At 59.7% G+C, this 24,606-nt stretch carries 18 protein-coding genes; 8 read left to right on the top strand and 10 right to left on the bottom strand.

From position 1 onward, the window contains the following. Window positions 1–75 precede the first annotated feature (75 nt). From GFJ39_RS02995 to GFJ39_RS02985, 3 genes are all read right to left on the bottom strand, one after another. Entirely contained in the window at window positions 76–621 is a 546-nt protein-coding gene (locus GFJ39_RS02995) for a cupin domain-containing protein (protein WP_153429640.1), read from the bottom strand. Between the two features lie 102 nt (window positions 622–723). Further along, window positions 724–3,051 (bottom strand): TonB-dependent receptor, encoded by a 2,328-nt coding sequence (locus GFJ39_RS02990; RefSeq protein WP_153429638.1) that lies wholly within the window; start codon window positions 3,049–3,051, stop codon window positions 724–726. A 192-nt stretch (window positions 3,052–3,243) separates the two neighbouring features. Next, on the bottom strand, window positions 3,244–4,167 hold the full coding sequence (locus GFJ39_RS02985; RefSeq protein ID WP_153429636.1) for a LysR family transcriptional regulator: 924 nt from the start codon (window positions 4,165–4,167) through the stop codon (window positions 3,244–3,246). A 172-nt stretch (window positions 4,168–4,339) separates the two neighbouring features. On the opposite strand from GFJ39_RS02985, the gene GFJ39_RS02980 reads away from it, so the two are divergent. The 5 genes from GFJ39_RS02980 to GFJ39_RS02960 are packed head-to-tail and all read left to right on the top strand — an operon-like array spanning window position 4,340 to window position 8,962. Continuing rightward, window positions 4,340–5,785, top strand: coding sequence for a SidA/IucD/PvdA family monooxygenase (locus GFJ39_RS02980; protein ID WP_153429634.1), 1,446 nt, complete (start codon window positions 4,340–4,342; stop codon window positions 5,783–5,785). A gap of 14 nt (window positions 5,786–5,799) precedes the next feature. After that, window positions 5,800–6,699 carry an allantoinase PuuE gene (gene puuE / locus GFJ39_RS02975; RefSeq protein WP_153429632.1) on the top strand — a complete coding sequence of 300 codons (900 nt, stop codon included), beginning with the start codon at window positions 5,800–5,802 and terminating at the stop codon, window positions 6,697–6,699. Further along, on the top strand, window positions 6,696–7,220 hold the full coding sequence (gene uraD, locus GFJ39_RS02970; RefSeq protein ID WP_153429630.1) for a 2-oxo-4-hydroxy-4-carboxy-5-ureidoimidazoline decarboxylase: 525 nt from the start codon (window positions 6,696–6,698) through the stop codon (window positions 7,218–7,220). Before puuE ends, uraD begins: the two co-directional genes overlap by 4 nt. Next, a complete protein-coding gene (uraH, locus tag GFJ39_RS02965) occupies window positions 7,217–7,549 on the top strand; it encodes a hydroxyisourate hydrolase (protein ID WP_153429628.1) in 333 nt (110 codons plus the stop codon). Before uraD ends, uraH begins: the two co-directional genes overlap by 4 nt. Window positions 7,550–7,558: 9 nt before the next feature. After that, window positions 7,559–8,962: a nucleobase:cation symporter-2 family protein gene (locus tag GFJ39_RS02960; protein WP_153429626.1), complete on the top strand. Its 1,404-nt coding sequence runs from the start codon at window positions 7,559–7,561 to the stop codon at window positions 8,960–8,962. 117 nt (window positions 8,963–9,079) lie between these two features. On the opposite strand, the gene GFJ39_RS02955 is transcribed toward GFJ39_RS02960, so the two are convergent. Continuing rightward, window positions 9,080–10,066, bottom strand: a complete 987-nt coding sequence (locus tag GFJ39_RS02955) for a DUF3034 family protein (protein WP_153429624.1) — start codon at window positions 10,064–10,066, stop codon at window positions 9,080–9,082. A gap of 197 nt (window positions 10,067–10,263) precedes the next feature. Next, entirely contained in the window at window positions 10,264–11,571 is a 1,308-nt protein-coding gene (guaD, locus tag GFJ39_RS02950; protein ID WP_153429622.1) for a guanine deaminase, read from the bottom strand. A gap of 347 nt (window positions 11,572–11,918) precedes the next feature. Between guaD and trhO the strand changes: the two genes are divergently transcribed. Beyond that, window positions 11,919–12,860 (top strand): oxygen-dependent tRNA uridine(34) hydroxylase TrhO, encoded by a 942-nt coding sequence (gene trhO / locus GFJ39_RS02945; protein WP_153429620.1) that lies wholly within the window; start codon window positions 11,919–11,921, stop codon window positions 12,858–12,860. A 155-nt stretch (window positions 12,861–13,015) separates the two neighbouring features. On the opposite strand, the gene panB is transcribed toward trhO, so the two are convergent. After that, window positions 13,016–13,855 (bottom strand): 3-methyl-2-oxobutanoate hydroxymethyltransferase, encoded by an 840-nt coding sequence (gene panB / locus GFJ39_RS02940; RefSeq protein ID WP_325062804.1) that lies wholly within the window; start codon window positions 13,853–13,855, stop codon window positions 13,016–13,018. A gap of 216 nt (window positions 13,856–14,071) precedes the next feature. Continuing rightward, a complete protein-coding gene (gene uvrA / locus GFJ39_RS02935; protein ID WP_325062803.1) occupies window positions 14,072–17,119 on the bottom strand; it encodes an excinuclease ABC subunit UvrA in 3,048 nt (1,015 codons plus the stop codon). A 131-nt stretch (window positions 17,120–17,250) separates the two neighbouring features. On the opposite strand from uvrA, the gene ssb reads away from it, so the two are divergent. Both ssb and GFJ39_RS02925 read left to right on the top strand, forming a co-directional pair. Further along, window positions 17,251–17,817, top strand: a complete 567-nt coding sequence (gene ssb / locus GFJ39_RS02930) for a single-stranded DNA-binding protein (RefSeq protein ID WP_153429618.1) — start codon at window positions 17,251–17,253, stop codon at window positions 17,815–17,817. 614 nt (window positions 17,818–18,431) lie between these two features. Then, window positions 18,432–20,288, top strand: a complete 1,857-nt coding sequence (locus GFJ39_RS02925; RefSeq protein WP_325062802.1) for a reverse transcriptase domain-containing protein — start codon at window positions 18,432–18,434, stop codon at window positions 20,286–20,288. Window positions 20,289–20,671: 383 nt separating this feature from the next. On the opposite strand, the gene GFJ39_RS02920 is transcribed toward GFJ39_RS02925, so the two are convergent. Genes GFJ39_RS02920 through gyrA form a run of 3 tightly spaced genes read right to left on the bottom strand, consistent with a single transcriptional unit; the run spans window position 20,672 to window position 24,507 of the window. Beyond that, the gene (locus GFJ39_RS02920) at window positions 20,672–21,157 is read right to left on the bottom strand and encodes a peptidylprolyl isomerase (RefSeq protein ID WP_011252457.1); all 486 of its coding nucleotides are present in this window, start codon (window positions 21,155–21,157) and stop codon (window positions 20,672–20,674) included. Between the two features lie 31 nt (window positions 21,158–21,188). Continuing rightward, complete coding sequence (gene coaD, locus GFJ39_RS02915; protein WP_153429710.1) at window positions 21,189–21,719, bottom strand: pantetheine-phosphate adenylyltransferase; 531 nt, start codon at window positions 21,717–21,719, stop codon at window positions 21,189–21,191. Then, window positions 21,700–24,507: a DNA gyrase subunit A gene (gene gyrA, locus GFJ39_RS02910; RefSeq protein WP_194285269.1), complete on the bottom strand. Its 2,808-nt coding sequence runs from the start codon at window positions 24,505–24,507 to the stop codon at window positions 21,700–21,702. Before gyrA ends, coaD begins: the two co-directional genes overlap by 20 nt. Window positions 24,508–24,606: the final 99 nt, after the last annotated feature.

Here is a 24,606-nt window from a genome sequence, read left to right as displayed (position 1 = left end):
GGGGATCGTTTCCCTGAGCGTTGAAAAAACCCTGTTTCCGTTCTGGAAACAGGGTTTTTTCATGTCTGTCGGCTTTCAGCGGCCTGTGTTGCGCGGGTCGTCCTGTGGGTTGACGTAGGCCATGCTGAAGGGCCCTGTTCCCGAAACCTGAAGTACTGCGCCCTGACTTCCGGCCTTGATGGCATGCGGGACGTTGACCGGCAGGTGGACGAAACCGCCTGGGCCGAGCGCGCGTTGCTGTGTCGTGGCGATGTTCTGGCCCACGTAATGCTGGATATTGCCGCTGATGACGGTCAGCATTTCGTCCAGATTATGGGTATGGGGCGGAATGAAGGAACCCGACGGCATCATGACGCGCAGGGTGAAAGGACCGGGTTTTGTGGTGTCGCCGGTCAGGACGGCGATTTTTGTTCCGTGCGGGAACATGGGGGGCGCGGGCTGCCATTTTACAGCGTCAGAACTCTGGATGGTCGTAACGCCAGAGTTGTCCTGTGCGGCTTCGGTCGGCATCGGGGCAGCGTAGGCCACCGAGAAGAGTGCGGGTGGTGTGAGTGCGAGTGCCGTGCCGAGAAGCAGGGCTGAACTGGCGGACTGTTTTCTGGGAATCATGCCGAAGGGCATTGGGGGGGTCTCCTCCGTTCCACGGGGATGTGGGGGCGTGTTGCAGGAACGCATCGGAGGAGACGTGGTTTTGGGGCAGGGAATGCTCCCTGCTCCTTCCCGTCAGAAGGCGGTGGAGACCGTGCCTGTCATGGTGAAACGCGGAGCGACCATGAAGGAGTTTCCGTAGCCGGTATAGGACGCCATGTTGCCGCTGTAGACCGTGCTCGGGTCCTTGGCGCTGTAGACCGCGCCCATGGCGCCGGTGCGGACGACGGAGCCGGTGAGGTTGGTGAAGTTCAGGCGGAAGGTCGGGGACTGCGCGAACATGAAGGGCTTGAAGTGATAACCCATCGAGAGCGTATCGGTGACGTAGCCCGGAATGCGCTGGTCGCCGGCGATGCTGACGGATTGAGGTCCGGTGTAGTGGACGGAGCCGTTCGCGAAGAAGCCTTTGTAGGTGTAGGTCAGGCCAAAATTCGCGATGACATGCGGGGCCATGACAGCCTGTGTGCCCTTTGAATGCAGCATCGTGTTCAGATACGGATCGAAGACGTTGCTGTCCTGGGTGGCGTGCAGGTATTCGACCGAGGCGTAGGGGCTGAAGCCATGGATCGGGCGTGCCGCGACCATCACGTCAAATCCGCGCATCTGCTGGCTGCCGATATTGAACGGCTTGTAACTGTTCATGCCGACATACTGGTCCACGATGCGGTTCGTGACGTTGTAGTTGAAGAAGGCGACGTCGGCGATGATGTGGTCGTCATGATACCGGTAGCCGAGTTCTTCCTTGATGGAATACTGGTTTTTGGGGATCGCGACACTGGTGTACAGCCAGCCGAGATCGACTGCGCTGGGCTGACGGTAATCGCCTTCCACGTTCAGGTAGACCTGATGGTGGTTGTTGATGCGATAGCCGATCGAAAGCTGCGGCAGGGGGGCCGTGCGGTTGGCTTCCTGACGGTCGTAATAATCCCTGTTCCAGATATTCGTCATGACGAACTTGAATCCGGCGTCCACCGTCAGGTGGTCGTTGAAATACTTGGCGGTGTCATGCACGAACAACGAGTGGATCTCATATCCGGCGGTCTGTTTGTCGCCTGCGGAAATCAGATAGGCCGCATTGTTCGGGCTGGCCGCGTTGCCATCCGCCATCTGGTAGCTGGTGGGATAGGACTGGATCGTCTGGGTGTTTTCATACCAGTAGCCGACCGAGAACGTGTTGTGACGGTCGATTTCCCAGTTGAGTTTCGCGACCGTACCGACCGAGCGGTATTCGTTTTGCAGGAAGTAGCTGGTCAGACCCCGTGTTACGCCGCTTGAATCGGTGGTGGTGCCGTCAGGCGACGCGTCCCAGCCCTGTCCGAAGCTGAAATAGGGATGGATGTCGAGCGACAGGCGGGATGGCAGGGCAATATGGACCGGAGCCGAGATGAAGATCTGGTTCCAGTGATCGTTGTTGTTGCCCCAGTAGTTGTTGCTCGTCTTGTCGTTCGTGCGGCCGTAGCCCTGACCGGTGTGCTTGTAGCGGAAGAACTGGTCGGAGGTCGGGTAGTTGTCGATGATGAAGTCGGCCGAGTTCCAGGACAGGAAGAACTTGGCATTGGAGCCGTTCTTCCAGTCTTTCTGGAGGCCGAAATCGATGTGCTTGCGCTGGTTGATGCCAGCACCCATCCACGACCGGGCATGTGTGTTGGAGAACGAGAAATAGCCGCGCACGCCGCTATGGCCGATCTCGCCGGATTCGAGGCGGATGAACTCGCGCGACAGGTTGTTGGTGCCGTAGGAGAAGTCGATCAGTCCGCCGCGCTTGTGCGACGGGGTGCGGGTTTCTTCGGCCATGACACCACCGGCGGCCGACATGACGGGAAGATCCGTCGCGGAGGAGCCCGGCGTGACGCTGACGCTCTCAAGGTTCTCGGAATCGACGTTTTCGCTCAGATACTTGGCGGCTGCGGCGGGGGCGCCGTCCACCATCAGGCCCATGTCCAGATCGGTCAGGCCGCGGGACTGGATCTGTCCGCCTTCCATGCCTGACGAATCCGGCGTCGTAACATTGAGGCTCGGCAGGTTCTGGATCAGATCAAGCGCCGTGCTGGTCGGCGCGCGCATGTTGATGAATTCCTTCGTGACGGTCTGCACGGCATGTGGCGCGGTTTCGACGCGCATCATGCCGCCGCCGCCGTTCAGGGCGCGGCGCGAGGACGTGACGGAGACCGTTTCGGCAGCGGAGGCGTCAAGCGCGTGGATGCGGGGTGTGGCGGTCGAACGCGACGGTGCCCGGACGGTTTTTGGCGCGTTGCGGCTGGCGGCATGATGGCGCGGAGTGTGGTGTTTCGCAGGCTGTGCGGCGCGTGCTGTCGCGCCAAGAGCGACGAGCATGCTTCCAGCGAGACAGGTGACCGCGAGGAGCTGGCGTCGATAGCTCGGTGAACGAGAGTTGTCTTTCATGCTGCCGGGCTCCTGTCCTGTGGAAACGAAAGGTTCACTTTGGGAACGGTATTTATTCGAAACGTGGATGTAAAACGGATGGCCTATTCCCATCAAAGATAAAATGCAGACCGAAGCATTGCCGTTTTTAGGTTGATGCAAAAATGTGACAGTCCATGTCTCCCATATGATGCGGTTTTGCGTGGCCGGAAATCAGGTCGTAGAGAGGGGTGTTGCAGGAGGAGAGAGGAACTCTTTTTCGAGTTCGGAAATCACGAGCCGCGCGGCGCCCGAAAGCTGGCGGGAATGGTCTACGCACAGGGCGAGCGTCAGGGGGGCGACGTCGTGGTTGGAAATCGGAATGAAGGCCAGTTCGCCGCGCGTGACCTCTTCCATGACGTCGAGTGCGCTGAGGATGCCGAGTCCGACGCCTTCACGAACCAGGGACTTGATCATCTGGATGTTGTCGGAAGCGGCAGCGGCATGGATATCGAGATTGCTGTCGATTTCGAGAATTTCGATCTGTCGGTGAAGGGCGAGCGGGGGTTCTGGCATGATCATGGGATAATTCATCGCCAGGCTGAAACGGGCGCTTTTACGTTCCGCGACGGGATGGTTGGGCAGGCAGACGAAACCGAGCGGAAAATCCTTGTGGGCCCGGACGAGAAGGCCCTTGGCGTGCGTCGGGTTGAGAAGGAGCGCGACATCGACCGAGCCGTCGATCAGGGTGCTCTGGATACGGCTGTTGTCGAGAACATGGGTCGATATCGTGATGCCGGGATGGGTCGTGCGCATGGCGCGCAGCAGGCGGGGCAGAAAGCCGCGGGTCAGGGCGTCCGGGACGGCGATGTCCACCTGTCCCCGGCGCAGGCCGCGCATGTCCTCGATCTGGACGCACATATTGGTCAGGTCCCGCGACCACTGCTTGCCGTGAGCATAGAGAAGTTCGCCCGTCGCCGTCAGGCGCAGGCCGCTGGGGAGGCGTTCGAACAGGGGTGTGCCGAGAGACTCCTCGCCCTGGAGGATCTGCCGGTCGATGGCCGAGGCGGCGATGCGCAGATGTTCGGAAGCGCGTCGGATCGATCCGTGCTGGGCGACGGCAAGGAAGTAACGCAGGAAGCGTGAGAAGACAGGCATGGAAGAACTGCTCTCTTTTTGCGAACGGGAGATGCGTTTTTATGAAGTATACGCCCTTACAGCGGTATGAAACTATCCCGACCGACAGGTGACCTGTCATTTTGTTGCGGAAAGGTGCTCTGGCGGCGGCCGGATGCTGCTTTGTCCGTACCGGTTTTTGGGATTTGACCACATGACATCCACCGTTTCTCCCGTCGATGCTCTGACCGCGCTTTCGGAGCGTGTGCGGGAGGACCTGGCGAAAATCCGCTATGCGACCGGCAACTGGAGCCTGACGCAGGAGCGGGACGGGAAGGCGGTTCTGGATGTGGCCATCATCGGCGCTGGACAGGGGGGCATCACGTCCTGCTTCGGTCTGCGCCGGCAGGGTGTGACCAATGTGGAAGTTTTTGAAAAGGCTTCCAAAGGCGGCGAAGGGCCGTGGATGACGTTTGCGCGCATGATTACGCTGCGCACGCCCAAGCATGTGACCGGGCCGGATCTGGGCATTCCCAGTCTCACGCCGCAATCCTGGTTCGAGGCGCGTTACAGCGCGCAGGCGTGGGAGGATCTGGACAAGATTTCCCGCCATGACTGGCAGGCCTATCTGGACTGGGTGCGGCAGACGCTCGACATCCCGGTCGTGAACGATCAGGAACTGGTGCATGTCGGCTGGGACGAGGGGCTGCTGCGGCTAACGTTCCGCAATGCGGCCGGTCAGGAAACGGTGCGTCTGGCACGGCGGATGGTTCTGGCGACGGGCATTGACGGCGGCGGGACGTGGCATGTGCCGTCCTTCATTTCCGAGACGTTGCCGAAATCCGTTTATGCCCACACGCATGAAGACATTGATTTTGAAGCGCTGAAGGGCAAGCGGATCGGCGTTCTGGGGGCCGGGGCCTCGGCGTTCGACAATGCTGCGACGGCGCTGGAAAAGGGCGCGGGGCGGGTGGATCTGTGCCTGCGGCGGGCGAAGATCCCGGCCATTAATCCGTATCGCTGGATGGAAAATGCGGGCTTTCTCGCGCATTTTTCGGAACTGCCGGACCTGACGCGCTGGCGTTTCATGCGCCAGATCTACAGCCTGAACCAGCCGCCGCCGCAGGACACGTTCTGGCGCTGCCGCCGTCATGAGAACTTCGCCTTCCATCCCGGAATGCCCTGGACGGCAACGCGGATGGACGGGGACGAGGTCGTGGTGACGACGCCGCAGGGCGAGATGCGTTTTGATTTCCTGATCATCGGGACGGGGTTCACGATCGACCTGTCGCAGCGTCCGGAAACGCGGGATTTTGCGTCTTCGGTCATGCTGTGGCGCGATCATTTCACGCCGCCCGCCGGTGAGGAAAGCGAGCTTCTGGGCAGCCATCCCTATCTGGGAGCGCGGTTCCAGTTCCTGCCGAAGGATGCGTCCGATCCGAAGGCGCCGATGCTGGCGGCGATCTACAACTTCACGTTCGGTGCCATGCCGAGCATGGGGCTTTCGGGGGCGTCCATCAGCGGGATGCGTTTTGGCGTGGAGAAACTGGCGCGGGGCATTGCGCGGGATCTGTTCGTGGAGGACGGGGAGAAGCATCTGGCGAGCCTTCTGGCCTATGACACGGAAGAACTCGTCAGTCTCGATCCGCCGGTGCTTTGAGAAGGGAGACGCCCATGACGCAGGACAGCTATCCGAGGGACATGATCGGCTATGGCCGCACGCCGCCTGATCCGAAATGGCCGAATGGCGCGCGTATCGCCGTGCAGTTCGTCATCAATTACGAGGAAGGCGCGGAAAACTCGGTTCTGCATGGCGATGCGGGATCGGAAGCGTTCCTGTCCGAAATGATCGGCACGAAATCCATTATCGGCGCGCGCTGTGCGCAGATGGAAAGCCTGTACGAATATGGCAGCCGGGCCGGGTTCTGGCGGCTGCGGCGTCTGTTCGATGCTGCCGGGATGCCGGTGACGGTGTTTGGTGTGGCGAAGGCGCTGGCTCGCAATCCGGATGCCGTGGCGGCCATGAAGGAGAGTGGCTGGGAAATTGCCTCCCATGGTCTGCGCTGGATTGATTATCAGGATTTCCCTGAGGATGTGGAGCGGGCGTATATCCGCGAGGCGATTGCGCTGCATACCGAAGTGACGGGGGAGCGGCCGCTGGGCTGGTATCAGGGGCGCACGAGCCCGAACACGGCGCGTCTGGTCGCGGAGGAAGGCGGGTTTGTTTATGATGCGGATTCCTATGCGGATGATCTGCCGTATTATGACCGGACCCAGGGCCGGGCGCAGCTGATCGTGCCGTATACGCTGGACGCGAATGACATGAAGTTCGCGGCGCTGAACGGTTTTACGGAAGGTGAGCAGTTCTTCGTCTATCTGCGTGATGCGTTTGACATGCTGTATCGTGAGGGTGGACGGATGATGTCGATCGGGCTGCATTGCCGTCTGGCGGGCAAGCCGGCGCGGGCGCTGGGGCTGCTGAAGTTTCTGGAGCATATCCAGAAGCATGAAGAGGTCTGGGTGGCGACGCGGCTGGATATTGCGCGGCACTGGCAGTCTGTGCATCCGGCATGAAGATTTCGGACGTCAATGCACTGTCGGCCGAGGCGTTTGTGGCGCAGTTCGGCGGGCTTTACGAACATTCGCCCTGGGTGGCGGACGGGGCGTTGAAAGCACGGCCTTTTGCGGATGGGGACGCGATGCTGTCCGCGTTTGCGCAAGTCGTGCGGTCTACGGGCGTGGAGGCGCAGCTTGCGCTGGTGCGGGCGCATCCGGAACTCGGGCACCGGGCCGGGATTGATCCGGATCTGACGGAACATTCCGCCTCGGAACAGGCTTCGGCCGGACTGGATCGTCTGACGCCTGCGGAATATGAGCGGTTCCGGGGCTTGAATGATGCGTATCGTGCGCGGTTTTCCATGCCGTTCGTGATCTGCGTGCGCAAGGTCGCTGCACCCGGAAAAGCGGCGAAAACCGTCATTATGGATGAAATGGAGCGCCGTCTTTCTGGCACTCCCGAACAGGAACTGACCGAGGCGCTGACGCAGATTGATGCGATTGCAGGACTTCGTCTGAAAGATCTGGTGACGGCATGAGTTCTCTGTCCACGCATGTTCTCGATACGGTGTCCGGGAAGCCTGCCGCGGGTGTGAGCCTGCGTCTGTTGCAGGGAGAGCAGGTTCTGTTCGAAGGCCAGACCAATTCGGATGGGCGTTGCCCGGAACTGCGGGATGTTGCGCTTCCGAAAGGGACGTATTGTCTGGAGTTCCGGATTGGCGATTACTTCCGCAAAGGCGGGCAGGTTCTGTCTGATCCGCCGTTTCTGGATGTGGTGCCGATCGTGTTCGGGCTGGCGGCGGAAACACATGCACATGTGCCGCTGCTGGCGGCGCCGTTCGGATATTCCACCTATCGCGGAAGCTGAGGGCTTTTCATGACTGCCGAGAACGCCGCGATGACCGGTCTGCATCCCGTTGACGAGAAACTGCCGGTCTGGCGGCTTGGGGCCTATGGGTTGCAGCATGTGCTGGCGTTCTATTCGGCGGCGGTCATCGTGCCGATCCTCGTAGCGGGCGCGCTGCATCTGCCGCGCGAGACGCTGATCCATCTGATTGATGCGGATCTGTTCACCTGCGGGATTGCTTCGCTGCTTCAGGCGGTGGGGTTCGGACCGGTCGGGGTTCGGCTGCCGCTGTTGCAGGGCGTGACGTTCACGGCCGTGGGGCCGATGATCGCCATTGGCTCTGCTGTGGGCGGCGGGACGCCAGGGCTGCTGTCCATTTACGGCTCCGTCATCGTGGCGGGGTTCGTGACGTTCCTGATGGCGCGGCATTTCGCCGGGCTGGTGCGGTTTTTCCCGCCGGTGGTGACGGGGTCCATCATTCTCATCATTGGTCTGGCGCTGTTGCCGGTTGCGGCGAATGACATTGTGTCGGGGGCCAGTCCGTCCGTCATGCAGGACCATGTTCCGCTGCGGAGCATCTGGTACGGGCTTGGAACACTGGCCTCCATTCTGGTGATCCAGCGGCTGTTTCGCGGGTTTATTGCCACGATTGCCGTGCTGATCGGACTGGTGCTCGGGACGGTGGTGGCCTGGATACTGGGCGATGCGAATTTCGGGGATGTGGCGTCCGCGCCGCTTCTGTCCATCACGCATCCCTTCTATTTCGGGATGCCGACGTTTCATCCGGTCTCGATCCTGTCGATGGTGATCGTCATGACGATTTCCATGATCGAGACGATTGGCAACGTCTATGCGACGGGCGAAATCGTGGACAAGCCGATCACGTCCGAAGATATTGCCCGCACGCTTCGGGCCGATGGGATCGCGACCATGCTCGGTGGGGTGCTCAACTCGTTTCCCTATACGTGTTTTGCCGAGAATGTCGGTCTGGTGCGGATGACGGCGGTGAAGAGCCGCTGGGTCGTGGCGGCGGCGGCGGTCATCATGATGCTGCTGGGCTGTCTGCCGCGTCTGGGCGCGCTGGTGGCTGCGGTGCCGCTGCCGGTTCTGGGCGGGGCTGCGCTGGCGATGTTCGCAACCGTGGCCGTGGTCGGCGTGCAGACCCTCTCGCGGGTGGATTTCAACCGGCAGAGCAACGTGATTATCGTTGGGACCAGCATCGGACTGAGCATGCTCGCGACGGCCCAGCCGCATATCTCCGACACGTTTCCGATGTGGGCGAAGATCGTTTTTGGAAGCGGAATTACACTTGGATCGCTGTCAGCGATTTCGCTGCATCTGATTTTCAATGTGAAGCGGACGATTCATGAGGCGGCCCATGCCACGGATGTGCCGCGTGAGTCTTTGATCGACGAGCGTATCCGCGAAGGGTGAGGCTCAGGGCTCTGTCCTGAAACCCGCCAGAGGCCGTGGGCTCTGGACACCGATTCATAAAACAGGGTGCAGGGATCGAGATCCCTGCCGGGTCCGGGCAGAGCCCGGATCGCCCCTTCAGAAGCCGGTCTGCGCGGAAAAATAGAAGCCCGTCTGATTTTTATACGTCGCGATCGTGCCCAGCGACACATAGGCCAGCGTGACGTTCAGGTGTTTGTTGACGAAATAGCTGGTGTAGACGTCGAACCAGTTGCTTTCATCGGTGAAGCGCTGGTTGCGGGGTTTGGTGCGATATTCCACGCCGACCACCAGTCCGGGGATGAAGGAGGGCAGATAGCCGAGAGAGCCTTCGAACTGGGCGTGATAATTGTTGTCCTGATCCCCGCCGAAACCGAGAATGCCCCACTGGTTGCCCTTGGTGAAGCGGACGGTGGTGTCGATCAGGATGCCGATTTTCGGAAACAGCTTGGTCACGGCGAGATAGGCGTCCCCGCCATCGGTATGTTTCGAGCCGACTTCGTGGATGACCTTGCCGTCGCTGTCATGTTTGTACATGCCGCCGATGGCGACCTGCGGGATCAGGGTATTGTCGGCAATATGCCCGAAGAGGCGGACTTTCGCGCCCGCGACATCAAGGTCGAACTGGTAGCCGTTGCCGATGCCGAGTTTTGCGCCGGTGCCGCGGGTCTGGAAGAAATTGTGCGTGTAGGAGATCTCGACGCGGTCGAAGAAGCCCATCGACGCGCCGACGTTCTGGTCCCAGTAGCTGGTGAGGTTCACATAGCTGTAGTGCAGGGCCATGCCCGCGCTTTTGTTGGAGCCATAGCCGCTGATGGTGGCCCAGCTTGCGATGCCGCCGCCGCTGGCGCCTTCGAGCGAAGAAAGTCCGCTGGTGCCGAGCGCGCGCTGTCCGTCAAAGAGGGTGCGGAACATGGAGTGTCCGGTGCTGTTCCCGTCATTGCCGAGCGTCACGCTGGGCGTTGTATCTGTGCTCCCGGCGGCATGCGCTTTTTCGGGAAAACCTGTGGCAGCAGCGAAGGACAGTGCCACTCCCAGGAAAATCAGGAAGCCGCAGCGGAATGCGGTATGGGCCGGAGGGTGCATGGCGCCTGCTTTTATGTCGCGAGCCCGAGGGTGAGCCGGAGTATTCTCGCAGATTAAATACTCTGATCAGTATTACCGCTGCGACTCTGAAAAATAATTAAGATACCCCTAGAGTTCAAAATTTTTCCGAGTCAAAGAAAAAATTACACTCAGTGTCTGTTTATGACGCTGATATGCTCCTGTGCCGTCATGTTGCTTTATCTCCGGTGGAGCAACTGTCCGGCGACATAGGTGGCGGCGATGCTGCGATCGTCGCCCAGCATGGTGAGGGCGAACAGGCGGTCGGCGAGGGTTTCGGCGGTCTGGGACCGAATCCGGCCCAGCGGCGTGGCGGCAGGGTCGAAAACGCAGAGATCGGCGTAGAGGCCGGGTCGAATATTGCCGATCCGCTCTTCGAGGCCGAGAGACTGTGCACCTCCCGCCGTGGCGAGCCACAGTCCCTGCGCGGGATGAAGTCTGGTCTGGAGGCCCTGTGCGACCTTGTAGGCGTCGGAGAGAACCTGAAGCAGCGATAGCGAGGGTCCGGCGCCGATATCGCTGCCGATGCCGACGGGCACGCGACGTTCGGGTTTGAGGGCCTCAAAGAGCGGGAAAGATCCGCTGCCGAGGAACTGGTTCGAGCCGGGACAGTGCGCGATGGAGCAGCCGGTGTCGTGACAGCGCTGGAAGTCGGCTTCTTCGGCGTGGACAGCATGGGCGAGAATGGCGCGGGGACGCAGGAGACCGGCCTTGTCGTATACGTCCAGATAGGAGCTGCGATCGGGGAAAAGCTCGCGGACCCAGGCGATTTCGGAGCGGTTTTCGAGCAGATGCGTCTGCATGAACAGATCGGGTTTTGTGGCGAGGAGGGCGCCTGCGAGATCGAGCTGTTCGGGGGTGCTGGTGGGAGCGAAGCGGGGAGTGACGGCGTAAAGCTGGCGTCCGCGATTATGCCAGCGTGCGATGAGGTCCGCAGACTGGTCGTAGCCTCTCTGGGCGGTATCGCGCAGGCTCTCTGGGGCGTTGCGGTCCATCAGGACCTTGCCTGCGATCATGCAGGTGTTGAGGCGTTCGGATTCCTCAAAGAATGCGTCCACGGACTGGGGGTGGACCGTGCAGTACACGGCGGCCGTCGTAGTGCCGACGCGCAGGAGTTCGATCAGGAACTGCCTGGCGACAGTGCGGGCATAGGCGATGTCGGCGTAGCGGGCTTCGGCGGGGAAGACGTAGCTTTCCAGCCATTCCAGAAGCTGTTCACCGTAAGACGCGATGACCGGAAGCTGCGGGTAATGGACGTGCGTGTCGATCATGCCCGCGGAAATCAGCATGTCGGGATAGTGGTCGAGGGGCGTTCCGGCAGGGATGGTGTCGCGCAGACTGTCCCAGGGACCGACGGCGGTGATGCGGCCGTTTTCCGTCAGGATCAGACCATCGGGCTCGTGATGCAGGGCGTCCATGGGATCGGTGGTGAAGGGATCGGCATGGAAAGTCAGGATGGGACCGCGAATGGCTCGGATCTGGGTCATGCGGGTACCTTAGCGCAGGGATTTCAGTGCGGGGAGCGGGTTTGTGTGCAGGAGGCGATGGGCAGCCGGTGTGGGAGTGGCTTGCAACACGGACCGGAAGATCCGGCTTCTGGTGCGTTCTTCGGCCTGAACCTGGAGTCTCCGTCCATGATGCCGAACTGGGGAAATTCGGGCGGCCGGGCAAGTGTCAGGAGCAGCGACGGGATCATGCCTTTCGGATATGGGGCAAAAGTTGTGCTTCTGGGGGGCGGGGCTGGCATGACGGCTTTGGCCCTGATATCTGCGGGGCTGTCTTTTTCATCCGATCGCGGCTGTGTCTGCGGTCCCGGTCGCCGGATGCCTGCCTCATGTCCGATATTCTCGAACCGATCCGTATTGTCGCGCTGTATCATTTTACGCCGTTCGCCGACCCTGCCGCATTGCGCGGGCCGTTGCTGGACCTGTGTGAGCGTGAGGGGATCAGGGGGATTCTGCTTCTGGCGCGCGAAGGGATCAACGGGACGATTGCCGGGACGGATGAGGGCATGGAGCGCGTGATGGCGCATATCCGTGCACTTCCGGGCTGTGCGGAACTGGAAAGCAAGGACTCCCGCGCGCCTGAACTGCCGTTCCGCCGCATGAAGGTGCGGCTGAAAAAGGAAATCGTCACGATGGGCGAGCCGGATATCGACCCGCTTCAGGGCGTGGGGCGGTATGTGGCGCCGGAAGACTGGAACGCGCTGATTTCCGATCCGGATACGATCCTGATTGATACGCGCAACGATTATGAAGTGGCGATTGGGACGTTCAAAGGCGCGGAAGATCCCAAGACGAAATCATTCCGCGAATTTCCCGAATGGTTCCGTAAGCGTCGGCAGGAACTGGAAGCGGAAGGCCGTCTGCCGAAGATCGCGATGTTCTGCACGGGCGGTATCCGCTGCGAAAAATCAACGTCCTTTGCGCTGGCGGAAGGTGTGGATGAAGTCTATCACCTCAAGGGCGGCATCCTGAAATATCTGGAGACCGTGCCCGAGGAAGAGAGTCTGTGGGAAGGCGAGTGCTTCGTGTTCGACCAGCGTGTGTCGGTGAAGCACGGGCTTGAGGTCGGGACTTATGACGTGTGCCATGCCTGTCGTCGTCCATTGAGTGACAAGGACAAGGCTTCGGCTCTGTTCGTACAGGGTGTGTCGTGCCCGCATTGCCATAACGAACGCACGGAAGAGCAGCGCCATCGCTATGCCGAGCGTGAGCGGCAGGAAGCGCTGGCTCAGGCGCGGCAGGTTGGGCATCTGGGGGTTCGGCAGAAATAAGTGAGAAGAAAAGATACTTCTCTATACTCAGCTTGATTGCCGTTCCCGATTAGGGGAACGGCTTGATGTTATGTGCCCAAATCATTATCGGCTTCTTTCGCCGTCATCTTGGCAACGCACGGGATTGGAATGGTTTTTTTGAAAGCTGACCTTTGTTAGCAGTCAGCCGTTAAAACCTCATTCAGAGTGTCCAGCGGCATGGAGGCACTTTGTGCACTGGTTGGGAATACGCCGGCGCGAACATCCTCAGCATATTCCCTGACCGTTTTTTCAATAGCTGCGCCAATCTCTGCAAAGCGTTTGGCGTGTCGAGGCGTCTTGTTGTCATAGAGCCCAAGAATGTCGTGCCAGACTTGTACTTCTCCATCACAATGTGGTCCTGCGCCAATCCCGATGACGGGAATAGACAGCCGCTTTGTAATGACTTCAGCCAGAGGAGCCGGAACGACTTCGAGGACAATCGCAAATGCGCCAGCCTGCTCCAGCGCCACAGCATCATCCAGAAGTTGCCGTGCCGCTGAGGCTTCGCGTGCTTGAACTTTTAGCCCGATTTGATGCTGTGCCTGAGGCGTCAGACCAAGATGTCCCATGACGGGGACGCCCATGGCGGTCAGGTGATTCACCATGGGGAGGATTTCTTGGCCACCTTCCAGCTTGATCGCCTGTCCTCCACCTTCCTGCATGACGCGGCGGGCCGAAGAGATGGCATCCGGCATAGTCGCATAACTCATGAACGGGAGATCAACCACGACGAGTGCTGAACGGCTGGCGCGTGTCACCATTTTTGCATGAAGAATCATGTCATCCACAGTCATTGGTAATGTGGTGTCATAACCATGCACCACCATTCCGGCGGAATCTCCGACCAACAGCATCGGAATACCCGCCCGTTCGGCGATCAGGGCAGAAGGGTAGTCATAGACGGTCAGCATCGGAATTCTTTCGCCAGCGACCTTCATTTTGCGGATACCATCAACTGTCTGCCGTTTGATCACGATTTATCCTTCTGCCTTTAAAAATTTCTATGATAGCCGGCATGTAGGCGCTGTTATATCTTGGATCTACAGTGCCTTGCAGAATAATCTGGCAGATTTAAATCATCGGTGCTGCCAGACCGGCAATGCCTCCCTCATCCCCGACAAAATATCGGTCAAAGAGGGAGGGGCTTGTTTTTCGTCTGAACCGTTTTGTTTTGACGGATTTAATCCGGTTTAAGCTTTGGCTTTGTTGCAGGAGCCGGCAGGACGACCTCTAGGTTTCTTTTCAGTGTCGGCTTTTTCGGCTGCCTTTTCCTTGGCGGTTTGGGCCTTTTTTGCGGCTATACGTTCGGTTTTTGGGGGCGGCAGGCTGGCGGCGAGCATGGCTTGTGTGATTTTGGTGGCCGTGACTTTGCGGGGCTGTCTTGCGCCGGGCGCGTCCAGCAGCGGGGCGAGGAAGCGGCCCGTATGGCTGGCTTTGCATGCGGCGATGTCCTCCGGCGTTCCGGCTGCGACGACCTGACCGCCGCCGTCTCCGCCTTCGGGGCCGATATCGATCAGCCAGTCGGCTGTCTTGATGACTTCAAGATTGTGCTCGATGACCAGCACCGTGTTGCCCTGATCGACGAGGGTGTGCAGCACTTCGAGCAGCTTGCGGACATCTTCCGTATGCAGGCCGGTTGTGGGTTCGTCGAGGATATAGACTGTGCGGCCGGTGGCGCGTTTGGCCAGTTCCTTTGACAGCTTGACGCGCTGGGCCTCGCCGCCCGAGAGCGTTGTGGCCTGCTGGCCGAGGGCGACATAGCCCAGCCCGACCTGTTGCAGGATGGCGAGACGGTCGCGGATTTTCGGCGCGGCCTGAAAGAACGGCAGGGCCTCGTCCACGGTCATGGCCAGCACGTCCGCGATGGACTTGCCGCGGAACTTCACGTCCAGCGTTTCGCGGTTGTAGCGTGCGCCTTTGCAGGTGTCGCAGGTCACGTACACGTCCGGCAGGAAGTGCATTTCGATTTTGAGAACACCGTCGCCCTGACAGGCTTCGCAGCGACCGCCCTTCACGTTGAAGGAGAAGCGGCCCGGCTTGTAGCCGCGCGCTTTGGATTCAGGAAGTTCGGCGAACCAGTCGCGGATCGGGGCGAACAGGTCCGTATAGGTCGCGGGGTTGGAGCGCGGGGTCCGGCCGATCGGGGACTGGTCGATCTCGATGATCTTGTCGAGATTGTCCACGCCTTCCAGACGGTCATAGGGCAGCGGCGTCTGGCTCGATTTCATGAGCTGGCGGGACAGCGCCTTGTACAGCGTGTCGATGACCAGCGTGGATTTGCCGCCACCCGAGACGCCCGTGACGGCGATGAAGGTGCCGAGCGGGAAATCGACCGTCAGGTCTTTGAGGTTGTTGCCGCGTGCGCCGTGCAGGGTGAGCATGCCGCTGGACTTGCGGCGTTCGGTCGGGACGGGAATGACCTTGCGGCCTGACAGATAGGCGCCGGTGATGCTGCTGGGGTTTTCGGCGACCTCTGCGGGGGTGCCGACGGCGATGACCTGTCCGCCGAGCTTGCCTGCACCCGGTCCCATGTCGATCAGGTAGTCGGCGGCGCGGATGGCATCCTCGTCATGTTCGACGACAATGACGGTATTGCCGAGGCGCTTGAGGCGGTCGAGCGTACCAAGCAGGCGTTCGTTGTCGCGCTGATGCAGGCCGATGGAGGGTTCGTCCAGCACATACAGAACGCCCGTCAGGCCCGAACCGATCTGCGATGCCAGACGGATGCGCTGGCTCTCGCCGCCGGACAGGGTTGCGGAGCCGCGCGAGAGGGTGAGGTAGTCCAGCCCGACATCGTCGAGGAAGTGCAGACGGTCGGTGATCTCGCGCAGGATGCGGCGGGCGATCTCGGCGCGCTGGGGCGTGAGGGTGGCTTCCACGCCGGAAAACCAGTCGAGCGCCTTGCGGATCGGCATGTCCGAGGCTTCGGCGATGTTGAGGTCGCGGACCTTCACGCACAGGGCTTCAGGTTTGAGGCGTGCGCCGTGGCAGGCATGGCAGGGTTTTTCGGACTGATAGCGCGACAGTTCTTCGCGGACCCACATGCTGTCCGTCTGGGCCATGCGGCGGCGCAGGTTCTTCAGTACGCCTTCGAAAGGCTTGGTGACGATGTGGACCTTCCCGCCATCGGTATAGGGAATGTCGATCGGCTCTTTGGAACCGTTGATGATGAGGTCTTGCGTGGCGGGCTGGAGGTCGGACCAGGGCGTGTTCATGTCATCGCCGCAATGGCGGGCGAGTGCGGCGAGCGTCTGGTCGTACCAGTCCGTGCTCGCACCCTTCCACGGGGCGATGGCGCCTTCGGCCAGCGTCAGGCTGTCATCCGGGACAATCAGATTTTCGTCGAAATGGGTTTCGGTGCCGATACCGTCGCAGACAGGACAGGCGCCCATTGGGGCGTTGAAGGAGAACAGGCGCGGCTCAATCTCCTCGATCGTGAAACCGGAGACGGGGCAGGCGAAGCGGGACGAGAACACGACATGCGCCGGGGCTTCTTTTTCGCCTGCACGTTTGACTTCCTCGGCGTATGCCAGACCGTCCGAGAGTTCGAGCGCGGTCTCGAAACTGTCGGCGAGGCGGGATTCGAGACCTTCCTTGACGACGATCCGGTCCACCACGACCTCGACCGTGTGGCGTGTCTTGCGGTTCAGTTCCGGGGCCTCGGCGATTTCATACAGTTCGCCGTCGATCTTCACGCGGGTGAAGCCCTTGCGCGTCAGTTCGGCCAGTTCGCGTTTGCAGTCGCCCTTGCGATCCCGGACGACGGCTGCGAGCAGCATCAGGCGCATTCCGTCCGCCATGGCCATGACGCGGTCCACCATCTGGCTGACGGTCTGCGCCTCGATCGGCAGGCCGGTCGCGGGGGAATAGGGGATGCCCACGCGCGCCCAGAGCAGGCGCATGTAGTCGTGGATTTCCGTGATCGTACCCACGGTCGAGCGGGGGTTCTTGGATGTGGTTTTCTGCTCGATCGAGATGGCCGGAGAGAGACCCTCGATGGAGTCCACATCCGGCTTGCCCATCAGTTCGAGGAACTGGCGGGCATAGGCGGACAGGCTCTCCACATAGCGCCGCTGGCCCTCGGCATAGATCGTGTCGAAAGCCAGGGAAGATTTTCCGGAGCCGGAGAGCCCCGTGATGATCGTCAGGGAATCACGGGGGATCGTGGCATCGATATTCTTGAGATTATGGGCGCGGGCCCCACGGACGCGGATCGAATGATTGTCTGGAAAGCTCACGGAGACCCCGGAATATGGAGAAAAGGCGATTGTGAAAGCTGAAACGCCCCAAGAAGGACGCTGGATCAATTATAGATGGGCGTTTAGGATAGGATGAAAAGAACAATTCGAGAAAATTGGTTGGGACGGGAATGGCAGGCAGCGTCAACAAGGTGATTCTGGTCGGAAATCTGGGCAAGGACCCGGAAGTCCGCAACACGCAGTCGGGGGCGAAGATCGTCAACCTGACCGTTGCGACGTCCGATACCTGGAACGACAAGCAGTCGGGTGAGCGCAAGGAGCGCACCGAGTGGCATCGCGTGGTGATCTTCAACGAGCGCACGGCCGATGTTGCCGAGCGTTACCTGCGCAAGGGCCGCAAGGTTTATATCGAGGGCGAACTCCGCACCCGGAAGTGGACCGACCAGTCCGGCCAGGAAAAATACACGACCGAAGTCGTGATCGACCGTTTCCGCGGCGACCTGGTGCTGATCGACAGCAATCGCGGCGGTGGCGGCGATGATGGCGGTTTTGACAACGGTGGTGGCTATGGCGGTGGTGGCGGCTTCGGCGGCGGAAGCCGGGGCGGCTCGGGTGGTTTCGGCGGTGGCTCCCGCGGGAACACGGGCAGTGCTTCGGGTGGAAACCGCTCGGGTGGCAGCAATGGTGGCTGGGATGCCCCGCCGGACAACGATCTGGACGACGAAATCCCGTTCTGAGTGCGCCGTTTTGCTAGCCATTTCAAGCACTTACGCGCAATCGTGATTATGGACTATCAGGATGTCCATTGCAAGCCTGACCTACCTCTGTCTGGCAACAGGCTGTAATCGGCGAAAGCCGAAGGGGGAAAGTAGCATGTCAGGAAAAGGCGCAGCGCGGCAAAGCAGTCGAGCAAGCGGGCGTCATTGCAAGTCGCACAAGGTTAAGCCTGGATTGGTTGAATCGTAGATCTGAGTGAACTTGGGATGTTGATGGCGTAGGACTGTTGAGACGCCATCTCGGAGATTGAGACGGAGAGATTAGAACGCCGTCTCACCTGATGTCTCTGACACCTGCCCGGCGAGGGTGGTCAAGGATTGAATGCGGAACCTAAATGCGACGACTTGAGTGGTTGGAAATGCGGGATCGCCTAAGTTGGTCAACTTGCTGACCAATATGGTGACGGAGCTTTCATAGTACCCAACGTGGGGTCGTAATGGGCCTTGCAGCCGGTATCCAATCCGGCCTGAAACGACGGTATAAGCAGGCAGCAATGGCTGTGAAACCCGGCGAGGTAAGGGGGAAGGAAAGCAGTTTGTAGTAACGCTTTCTGATGATGAAGGGAGGGCAGTCAGTGCTGTCCGATCGAACCAGCAGAGCTTTGGAAGGCGTCAGTGGAGCAGTCCGCTCAGGCGCGAAGGTCAAAAAGCTACACAAAATCATGAGAAATCATGAGGATTTGTGGCTGACGGCCTACGCACGTATTCAATCGAACCGAGGGGCTCTGACCCGAGGTGTAGATGACAATACGCTGGACGGTTTTGGCATGGGACGACTGCAAGACCTTATGGCCTCCATAAGAGACGGCAGCTATCGTCCTAAACCTGTCCGTAGGATGTATATCCTGAAGGACCCTAAAAATCCCAACGGGAAGAAACGCCCTTTGGGTATACCAACTGGAAACGACAAACTGGTGCAGGAGGTTGCCCGCACTCTACTGGAAATCATTTATGAGCCGATCTTCACAGAACGCTCACATGGTTTTCGGCCGAGTCGATCATGCCATACCGCACTACTGGAAATCGTCGATAGCTGGAAGGGAACGAAATGGATATGCGAAGTTGACATCAAGGGATACTTCGACAGCATCGACCATGAAAAACTGATCAGTATTCTGGAAGCCCAAATCGACGATAAGGCTTTCATCAAGCTGATCGAACTGTTTCTCAAGGCGGGCTACCTTGAGAATTGGAAGTACAACGCAACCTACACGGGAACACCGCAAGGAGGCGTAATCTCTCCAATTCTGGCAAATATTTATCTCCATGAACTCGATAAGTTCATGGACGAGAAGATACGCGCCTTCAACAAGGGAAAGCGAAGAAAGCCCAACAAGGAGTATAGGGCACTCATCTACCAAATCGGGCGTCGCAGGGAGTTCATCCGACAGCATGGGGAAACCCATGAAAAGTCAGTGATCTACCTGGCCGAAATGGAAGAACTGAGCAAAAAGCTGAGAACCCTTCCAAGTGTGGATATGCATGATCCGGAGTTCAAGCGATTGCACTATGTGCGATACGCAGACGACTTCCTGATCGGTATAATCGGCACAAAAGAAGAAACCACACAGATTATGGCCGACGTGACTGATTTCGTTGAGAAATCGCTCAAGTTGACTGTATCTCGGGAGAAATCCCGGCTGGGCGCTCTCGATAAAGGAGCGTTATTTCTGGGTTACGGAATTACGGCTCGCATCATGCCCAAGCAGATGAAGTGTAAGGTTGGAACGGCAGCAGGACGTGATGTCTATGCGACAAAACGCACTGTTACGTCCCACATTCACCTGTCTGTGCCGGAAGATCGAATCCGGAATTTCGCACAGAAATGTGGTTACGGAACTTATGACACTGGCCTGAAGGACATTCGGGCGCGGATCATGATGACAAATCTTTCAGATTTTGAAATCGTCTCGAAATTCAACTCAGAATTGCGAGGATTTGCAAACTACTACTCTCTTGCTCCAAAATACTACCTGAACAAGTTGGAGTGGATGGCTCACATCAGTCTCTACAAAACCTTGGGACGGAAGCATGGCGAAACATGGGCGAAGTGGTTTCGGCGAATAAGGAACGATGGTCGCTCCTTGAGATTCGAGAAAAATGGGGAAATCAACTATCTTCGCGTCTATTCACTGATAGATCGGAGAAAGTCTGACATTCCTATGAACGTGGATAAAAAGCCCAACCTCTTCAATTTTGATGGACGGTCTGAGCTTCTAACGCGTTTAGGTGCGAATCGGTGTGAATATTGCGGCGATGAAAACGGACCTTTTGAGATCCATCATGTCAGGAAACTGAAGGATGTCTCAAAGGGGACAGAAAAGTGGAAGCAACTGATGATCCAGCGGCAACGCAAAACATTGGTGCTTTGCAAATCCTGTCACACCGACCTTCATCGTGGGAAACTGCCGGATAATCGCTTTGCTGCTTAATACTGCAAATGGAGAGCCGGATGCGGCGAAAACTGCAAGTCCGGTTCGGAGGGGGGATAACGGGAAACCCATCTTGGGACCACGTATCCTACCCTACTCCTGTCAGAAAAAACGGGTAGCAGATAAAAAATGGCGGATTTCAGCCGACATCCGCCATGGCGGGGCTTTTCCGTCAGCCCTCAGGCCGGGTCTTAAAAGACCGCAGTTTCCTTTTCTGATCGTGGTGACCATGCGATTCTGAAAAGGGAAAGTGAAATCTTAAGTGTCTATCGGTTCATAAGCATCACTTATGAACCGGGGATGCGCTCGTCCGGGAAAAGGCAATAAAAAAGGTCGGCGCATTCCTGCACCGGCCTTTCCGTATTCCTGCTTTTCAGCGGGACTCAGGCTTCGACGTAAGCCTTGAGAATGGTGTCGGGGTCCTTGACCACGCCGCCGGCGCCCGAACCGCGCTTGATCTGGTCCACGTATTCCATGCCTTCGATCACCTTGCCGACGATCGTGTACTGACCGTTCAGATGCGGGCTGTCAGCGAACATGATGAAGAACTGGCTGTTGGCGGAGTGCGGGGCCATCGTGCGGGCCATGCCCACCGTGCCGCGCTCGAACTTGGCCTTGTCCGTGAATTCGGCCTTGAGGTCCGGATAGGAGCTGCCACTCGTGCCGGTTCCCGTCGGATCGCCACCCTGGGCCATGAAGCCCTCGATCACGCGATGGAATGCCACGCCGTTATAGAACCCTTCGGTGGCCAGGAGCTTGAGGCGCTCGCACGCCAGCGGGGCCAGGTCAGGGCGCAGCTCGATGACGACCTTGCCAGTCTTGAGTTCGAAAACCAGCTTGTTGCCGTCGGGCACTGCAGTATCGGACATCTTGGAACCTTCCAGAAAACATTGAAGATTCCTATGTCGGCCCTCGGCCCAGTTTCGACAAGACGATACGTGCAACATCTTCGCTGACGAAGGGAGAAATATCGCCCCCCAGCCGCGCGATTTCCTTCACGATCCTGCTGGCCGTGCTGCGATGTTCTTCAGAAGACAGCAGGAAGACCGTCTCGATTTCCGGCGCCAGACGACGCAGCGCGCCGGAAAGCTGGCTTTCATAGTCGAAGTCCCCGCCGGACCGCAGTCCGCGCACGACCGTGCCTGCGCCCGCCTGGCGGACGGCATCGACCAGCAGCGTATCGAAGCCCACGACCTCGATCCGCCCGCCATGAGGCAGCTTGTCCACTTCATGGCGCAGGGCGGCAAGGCGCGCGTCCAGATCCAGCAGCGGCTGCTTGCCTTCATTGACCGCTACGCCGACCAGAAGCCGGTCGAACAGGGCCGAGGCCCTGTGGATGATGTCAAGATGCCCGAACGTGACCGGATCGAACGTGCCAGGATAAAACCCGACACGCGGATCAGTCCGCATCTCAGGCGTCAGGTGCAGCATCGTCACCTGCGGAGGGGGCTTCGGGAGCCGCGTCCGAAGCGGGCTCGTCGGTATCGCCTTCTTCCGTGTCGTCTTCGAGAACAGGGAACACGCAGATGACCGTTTCGCTGTCATTCAGGCGGAACAGCGTCACACCGCTGGCCTGACGGGACATGACACGGACCTGCGACACCGGCAGGCGGATCAGGCGGCCCGTATCCGTCACCAGCATGACGTCCGTGCCATCGAGCGTCGGCAGGGTGCCCACCACTTCCTTGCCGCGACGGTTCGCGGAGAAGGTCATGTTGGTGATGCCCTGACCACCACGGCCCGACACGCGGTAGTCATAAGCCGAGGAGCGACGGCCGAAGCCGCCATCCGTTACGGTCAGGAGGATTTCCTCCTGCTGCTCCAGTTCCTCGAAACGCTCCTGCGTCAGATCGCCCGTGATCTCGACGGTTTCCTCATCGCCGGAAACGGTCTCGTCCTCGGCGCTGTCATCCAGAGCGGCATTTTCGGCGCGGCGCTTGGCATTGGCCATGCGCAGATAGGCCGCACGTTCCTCGACGCTGGCATCCACGTGATTGAGGATGCACAGCGAGATGACCGCATCGCCCTCGCCCAGACGGATGCCGCGCACGCCCGTGCTGCCACGGCCGGCGAATACGCGCAGTGTTTCGTCCGTGATCTGGAAGCGGATGCAGCGCGCATTCTTCGTCGCCAGGAAGACGTCCTGACCTTCACGGCAGGTCGCCACGCCGATGAGGGAGTCGCCCTCATCCAGTTTCATGGCGATCAGGCCGGACGCGCGGATATTGCGGAAATCGCTCAGACGGTTGCGGCGCACATTACCGCTGGCCGTGGCGAAGGCGAGGTGCAGGTCTTCCCACAGATCCTCGTCCTGCGGCAGCGGAAGGACGGCCGTGATGGAGTCCGTTCCCAGTTCGGGCAGCAGATTGACCAGCGCGCGGCCCTTGGCGGTCGGCGCGGCTTCCGGCAGGTGCCAGACCTTCATCCTGTAGGCCTTGCCGCCCGAGGAGAAGAACATCACCCACTGATGCGTGTGCGCATTGAAGCTGCGGACGATGATATCGTCCCCACGGCGCCCGGAGGCCGTGCGGCCACGGCCGCCCCGGTTCTGGGAGCGGAAGACCTCCAGCGGCGTGCGCTTGATGAAGCCGTCGCGCGTGATGGTGACGACCATCTGGCCCGGTTCGATCAGGCTTTCATCCGTCTGGTCACCGAGTGCGTCGGAAATTTCCGTCACACGCGGTGTGGCGACTTCCGCACGGGCGGCCAGAAGCTCTTCGCGCATGACTTCCATGCGGCGCGGGCGGCTCTCGATAATGGCCAGCAGTTCGCCGATCTTCTGCGCGACTTCGCCCAGTTCGCCCTGGATTTTCTCGCGCTCCAGACCCGTCAGGCGTTGCAGGCGCAGTTCAAGAATACCGCGCGCCTGCGCTTCCGTCAGACGGACCTTGCCATCGATGATGACATTGCCCTCGTCATGGATCAGTTCCAGCAGCGGGACGACTTCCGAAGCGTCCCACTCCCGCGCCATCAGCGATTCACGGGCCGTGGCGGCGTCCGGTGCCGCACGGATCAGCGCGATGACCTCATCGATATTGGCGACGGCCAGAACCAGACCGACCAGCAGATGTCCGCGGTCGCGGGCCTTGTTCAGATCAAACCGGGCGCGGCGCAGAATGACTTCTTCGCGGAACCGCAGGAAGGCTTCCAGGATGTCCTTGAGGCCCATCGTCCGCGGCTTGCCGTCGTCGAGTGCCAGCATGTTGGCGCTGAAGGACGTCTGAAGCTGCGTGAAGCGGTAGAGCTGGTTCAGCACCACATCCGGGGTCGCATCGCGCTTGAGTTCGATGACAACACGCATACCCGAACGGTCGGACTCGTCGCGGATGTCGGAAATGCCTTCGATTTCCTTGGACCGTACCAGATCGGCGATTTTTTCCTGCAACGTGGCCTTGTTCACCTGATACGGGATCTCGGTGATGATAATGGCCTGACGGTCCTTGCGGATTTCCTCGATTTCGGCGCGTGCGCGCACCGGAATGGAGCCGCGACCCGTCTCATAGGCGCGACGGATGCCGCTGCGGCCCATGATGATGCCACCCGTCGGGAAATCCGGACCCGGGATGATCTGCATCAGTTCGTCGAGTTCGATGGCCGGATTGGCGATCATGGCCAGCGTGGCGTCAATGACCTCACCCGGATTATGCGTCGGGATGTTGGTCGCCATGCCGACGGCAATACCGGCCGCGCCATTGACGAGCAGGTTCGGGAAGACAGCCGGAAGGACCTTCGGCTCGTTCTCGCTTTCATCATAGTTCGGCTGGAAATCGACCGTATCGCGGTCGATATCGTCCAGCAGGAAGGACGACGCCTTGGCCAGACGGGCCTCGGTATAACGCATGGCGGCCGGGCTATCGCCATCGACCGAGCCGAAATTGCCCTGACCGTCGATCAGCTTGACGCGCATGGACCAGTGCTGCGCCATCCGGACCATGGCGTCATAGATCGAGCTGTCACCATGCGGATGGTATTTACCCATCACGTCACCGACCGCACGGGCCGATTTGCGATAAGGCTTGTCGGCCGTGAAGCCGCTTTCGCGCATGGCATAGAGAATACGGCGATGGACCGGCTTCAGACCGTCCCGCACATCCGGCAGCGCGCGCGATACGATCACGGACATCGCATAGGCCAGATAGGAGGAGCGCATTTCCTCCTCGATCGTCACAGGAAGACGGCCGGAAGGGGTCAGATCAGTCGGCTCGGTCAGCTCGGTCAAGACAGGTCACCACGCTAGAATTCGGTTTTTCCAGCATACCGCATGCGTCGCCATCACGCCACACCCGGCTCCTGAAGGGGGCTGTCCTGTCGTGGAAGT

The organism is Gluconobacter aidae (assembly GCF_009547075.1).
Lineage (GTDB): Bacteria > Pseudomonadota > Alphaproteobacteria > Acetobacterales > Acetobacteraceae > Gluconobacter > Gluconobacter aidae.
This window is presented reverse-complemented; position numbering and strand designations above follow the sequence as displayed.